This is a genomic window from Moorena sp. SIO4A5 (assembly GCF_010672005.1).
In the GTDB taxonomy this organism is placed as follows: domain Bacteria; phylum Cyanobacteriota; class Cyanobacteriia; order Cyanobacteriales; family Coleofasciculaceae; genus Moorena.
This window is the reverse complement of record NZ_JAAHHZ010000360.1, coordinates 1-4,763: the sequence shown is the minus strand read 5'-3', so window position 1 is coordinate 4,763 and position 4,763 is coordinate 1. Positions and strand designations below refer to the sequence as shown.

Here is a 4,763-nt window from a genome sequence, read left to right as displayed (position 1 = left end):
TTTCTCTTTGGCCTTGTAGTTGTTGTCGGTGAAGGCTGATTTGGTTTGACAACAACCGATTTAGTTTGAACTAAAGAGATATCCTGATTGGGCTTAGAATCCGAGAGCTTAGTTTGTACCAAACTACTGTCTGATTCTTTTTCCTCCTGGGAGCGCCAGATGAAATCTGTTGCCGAGTTAGTGATTGCTGTATTCTTGGTCAGATTACTAGTTTTAGTTGGGGGTGTAGTTGTTGTCGGTGATGGCTGACTTGGTTTAACAACAACCGATTTAGTTTGAACTAAAGAGATATCCTGAGAGGCTGTCTGAAAAGTCTCATTTGCTACATCCAAGCCCCCTAAATCCCCCAATTTTGGGGGACTTTTACCAGCCAATTGGATTCTTGTTCTCCCCAGCGAGGGATTGCTCGCTGGGGGGCTAGGGGGGCAAAATTCAGTATCAAAAAACTTTTCAGATATCCTCTGATTGGGCTTAGAATCCGATAGCTTAGTTTGTACCAAACTACTGTCTGATTCCTCTTCCTCCTGGGAGCGCCAAACCAAATCCGGTGTCGAGTTAGTTTTTCCTGTCGGTAAAGGCTGATTTGCCTTAGCTACAACCAATTTAGTTTGTACAACAGAAGCTGGAGTGACTGGAGAGGGGGAATGGGAATCACCCTCTGTTTGCGGTGGGACAACCTGAGACTGAACACTCTCTGGAGGTGTAAACTGATGGTTGAGTGCAGATAAGGTTGCCTGACGATTAACCTTAACTTGCCTTGGCAAAGATGTTGGAGGTTGAGCACTAGGGCGTGTCTTCAAACTCGGAGATCCCCCTAAATCCCCCTTAAAAAAGGGGGACTTTGAGTATGGCTCCTCCCTTATTAAGGCCCTAGACCTAGGCACAGTTGAAGATTTAATTTGGCTGATAATCGGGACCTTAGGACTAGTTGATGGGACAGATCCAGATGGTGGTTGGGATCTCCCCTGATGCCCTAGGTTGCTGGGAAACTCGGGAGAATTAGTCCTAGTTGCCATTGACCTTTGCACCCCTTCTCCCCTCCCTGAAGAGGCAACATTAGTCGGTTCCAGATAGGTATTACTGACATCAGCAGATTCTAGCCTAGGGCGACTAAAACGCTCCAGATTTAACTTGGGTTGTAAACCACTGGCACCATAACGGGAGTTAATTTGTTCTGGTAGGGTTAATCGTTGGGTCAGCCTGGCCGTGGTTGCTTGGGTAGATTGGTAATGGCGGTGCAGTTGGCGGGTATTAATTACTCCACCAGACTTTTCTTGTCGCCGTTGCAGACGACTTAGTAAGGGGGAATTTTCTGGACTTCCCGATTCCTGGAAATTATTGGCTTGTGAAGCTGAATTATCCATCTGATTTAGACTGATTTAGAAAGGGGAAAATCCCCAATTACCCACTACTGAACTAAGTACCTGAACATAAATAAACAAAACTGTGTTAACTTTTGTAAAGCTACTCAAAGTCTCTCTGTTCCCTGTTCCCTGTTCCCTGTTCCCTGTTCCCTTTACGGACTATTCAAACGCTGATTGATTTTGGCGACTTCGGTAACCCATTTTCGGCGCTCCCGGTGTTCCATGGTCATGATTGATTCATAATGCCAGTGGAAATGATAGGCCAGATAGGCTACCTCCTCATGGATTTGGGTAAGGGGGTAGCCTAGGATTCCCCCGATAAATCGAGTTCGACAGCAAAATTTTGCTCACAGTGGGGGCAGCTAATTTGAAGCGATCGCATTCCATTGCCATTGATCCGATTGTACAGATCCTGCAAATACGCTAAATCAGAGGCAAATAAACTTTCGATAATCTTAGGATTAACTACCTCCACCGAACCAAGGCGAGTGACAACACGGGAGAGCAACAGGACAATCAGATAGGCTGGGTTGTTTTGCACACGAGGATCTTTTAGGGGCAGAATTTCATCCGCTGCTGTCGCCATCCGCATGACTCCTTCCTGATGCAAATTTCCTTCTTTATCTATATACCCTGCTGGTAAGATAAATTCGTATTCCGTCTGTAGCATTTTGGTTCTTGGTTATGGCTGATTGCTAACTGATGACTGTTAAGCACCTAAACAAAATTAATTTCCTACTACCAATCTCTGTACCCCTTACATCGTAAGGCTTTGAGTTTTGGAAAATGTGTAATTAATTTTGTGCACCTGCTTATAGCGCTACGGGCAAGGCAAGAGGCAAGAGGCAAGAGGCAAAAGTCTACTAAAAAAGCAAATGAGCTTTTATCAATGTCCTAACTTTAATGCGTAGTGCTATAACTGATGACTGTTAACTGACACTAACTCTAGTCAAACGTTCACAAGTGATCATCAGAGAGTCAATGGCAACATCGCTACCCTTAGCATCTAAACTGGGTGCTTCATACTTACTTGCCCAAGCATTAAAGAAATCCCAGCGCACTTTTTCTTCCCCATCATCATTGAGTAGGATAATCGAGCCATTTTTGCGCTCAATTTCCCCATTCACGGCTTGTAAATGCCAGTCATAAAGTTCCCGGGAGTCAGTAATACCATACTTGAGGGAAATATCAGGGTAACTAGCTTTGCCCCGCAACTTACGTACTGTGGCATCATCTCCCCCCTCTCGATACTCCACAACTTCTACTTCTGAACCAAAACCACTACATTCAGAAAATCCCGCTTGAACAATCCCATCCAGTTCTACCAGAAAGCGATAGTTTTTATACGGATCTACTCTGGGCATAACTCACATCTCCTTGTTGTTTAGTAATAAGTAAGGTAATGGGTAATTCAAGAAATATCTATTCTTATTTATTCTCCAGCCATCTGTTGAATGCGGAAGATGACAAACTCCGCTGGTTTAACAATAGCGACACCAATTAGAGCAACAACTTGTCCTGCTTCCCGTACTTCTCTGGGATTAGTTTCTGCGTCACACTTAACAAAGAAAGCTTGCTCCGGAGTTGCTCCAAACAAGGCTCCATCCCGCCACTGATTCAAGAGAAAGTCACCGACCGTACGCTTAATACGCTGCCAAAGTGCCAGGTTATTAGGCTCAAACACCGCAAATTGAGTACCCTCATCAATGGACTCTCGCAGGAAATTAAAATAACGACGGGTGCTAATGTACTTATATTCTCCGTTGTCATCCCCTCCCAGGGTGCGCGCTCCCCAAACTTTGATATTGCCTTTAAAAGAGCGAATGATATTAATTCCTAGAGGATTTAAACCGTCTTGGTCTGCTCTGGTGAGGTTGTATTCCAAATCTAGAGCGCCTCGAATCACTTCATTAGCGGGCGCTTTAAACACACCCCTTTCTCCATCCACTCGTGCGTAAACCCCAGCCATGTGTCCACTGGGAGGCAGGAATATACTGCCATTGCTTGATGGGTTTAGAATTTGTTGGGCAGGGTCAAAAACCGTAATCCAGGGGAAGTAAAGAGCCGCATAGTTACTATCTCTGGTACTACCTTTAATGCTGTCTCGGTCAAGAGTGGTAGGGTTTTGTTGTCCATCGAGAATGGCAAACCTGTCTTGGAGGTTTTCACAGTGGTCTATGACAGCTTCTTGTTCTGCTTGGCTGGTAATGCCAGGAATAGCCACCATGGTGATTTCGTCAATAGCAGCAAAACTATTGAGAGCAGCAGCTAACTCCGTATTAGCACTAATCCGGATCACATAGCACCTAGTGCCACCGTTATTGAAGAAACCGTAAACTGCTTGAGCAAAACGACTCCAGGCGTTGATTTGATTGGCATCAAAATCAGTTTCATCTACCTCTGTGAGATCCTCAAGAGTCTTGTCCCCAACTAAGTCAGCAAAGGTAGTGATGAACTGACTCCAATTAGTTACCAACTTAGGGATTCCGGCTTCCGGAAGAGTTTTTGTTTCCACTTTGAGGGTAACAGTGGTAGTGCCATCACTATCACTAGTAGTTTCGACACGCTCGGCAGGAAGTTGGATACTGTCGGGTACAATACCGATAAATCCGGCTACACTGGTAGCGACTCCAACAATAGGCCGAGATGAAGGCGGAACTTCTTCAACATATACGCCTGGCGAAAAATACTGTGGCATAATTTAACTCCTTGATAATCACGAAAATTACTGCTGTAACTCCAGGTTGTAATTACTTGTGCTGGTTTCTACTGGGATAGTGATAGTAACCTCCTGTACACCATCGTCTAACTGCACCCGTAAGGTATAAGCACCAGCAGGAATTGCCCCGATGCTATAGTTTCCATCTCTATCAGTGGCTGCGCTGAGATTACGCTCCACCAAAATAACCGTTGCGCCTACAACAGGGTTATTGTCAGCATCGGTAACTCGCCCACCAATCCGGAAAAATTGTTGTGCGGTGCCAGGCACCAGTTGTTGTGAGGATGGTGAAATCCGCTGACCTAATTGCCAATTTTGAGTAATGACAATGGGGGTTGGCTCTGGCTCAAAGAGTTCCTTGATCGCAATGGTTACTGTGACTGTGATGGAAGGACGTAATTGATTCCCCAAGGCAGTCCAAAACTCGGCAGTGCTTTGTACTCCATCTAGTTGAGCAGTTACCATTGGTAAGGCTGGTTCTTGCCCAGCAAGTCGGGTATTTTCTAAAAAAGGTATTTCTGGAATAGTTGGATAGGCTAAGAATACTTGCAGCACTTGGCTGAGTAATCGGTGTTCTTGCAGGGGTAATTCTTCGCCACCAATGGGCCAAGCTGTGACTAAATAAGAACAGGCTATGCGCTTTGGAGGATTATGAATAATTGCCTGTCCATTGCGCCTCT

The 4,763-nt window shown here is 45.2% G+C and carries 5 protein-coding genes and 1 pseudogene; all 6 read right to left on the bottom strand.

Going from position 1 to position 4,763, the window contains the following annotated elements; all coding sequences use genetic code 11:
* Positions 1-1,364, bottom strand: a pseudogene (locus F6K57_RS37010) (hypothetical protein); the annotation flags it as partial.
* Between the two features lie 152 nt (positions 1,365-1,516).
* Complete coding sequence (locus tag F6K57_RS42295) at positions 1,517-1,594, bottom strand: hypothetical protein (RefSeq protein WP_364305676.1); 78 nt, start codon at positions 1,592-1,594, stop codon at positions 1,517-1,519.
* A gap of 74 nt (positions 1,595-1,668) precedes the next feature.
* Positions 1,669-2,034 carry a hypothetical protein gene (locus F6K57_RS37005; RefSeq protein WP_008178157.1) on the bottom strand — a complete coding sequence of 122 codons (366 nt, stop codon included), beginning with the start codon at positions 2,032-2,034 and terminating at the stop codon, positions 1,669-1,671.
* Positions 2,035-2,293: 259 nt separating this feature from the next.
* Positions 2,294-2,728 carry a phage tail protein gene (locus F6K57_RS37000; protein WP_293073259.1) on the bottom strand — a complete coding sequence of 145 codons (435 nt, stop codon included), beginning with the start codon at positions 2,726-2,728 and terminating at the stop codon, positions 2,294-2,296.
* Positions 2,729-2,796: 68 nt separating this feature from the next.
* A complete protein-coding gene (locus tag F6K57_RS36995) occupies positions 2,797-4,062 on the bottom strand; it encodes a phage tail sheath subtilisin-like domain-containing protein (RefSeq protein ID WP_293073257.1) in 1,266 nt (421 codons plus the stop codon).
* Positions 4,063-4,089: 27 nt separating this feature from the next.
* Positions 4,090-4,763 (bottom strand): Pvc16 family protein (locus tag F6K57_RS36990; RefSeq protein ID WP_293073255.1); only part of this gene is annotated, 674 nt, incomplete at its 5' end.

Bases quoted from the DNA above. Each gene is read 5' to 3' on its own strand.
- F6K57_RS42295 (WP_364305676.1), bottom strand. From the start codon at position 1,594: ATGACCATGGAACACCGGGAGCGCCGAAAATGGGTTACCGAAGTCGCC.
- F6K57_RS37005 (WP_008178157.1), bottom strand. From the start codon at position 2,034: ATGCTACAGACGGAATACGAATTTATCTTACCAGCAGGGTATATAGAT.
- F6K57_RS37000 (WP_293073259.1), bottom strand. From the start codon at position 2,728: ATGCCCAGAGTAGATCCGTATAAAAACTATCGCTTTCTGGTAGAACTG.
- F6K57_RS36995 (WP_293073257.1), bottom strand. From the start codon at position 4,062: ATGCCACAGTATTTTTCGCCAGGCGTATATGTTGAAGAAGTTCCGCCT.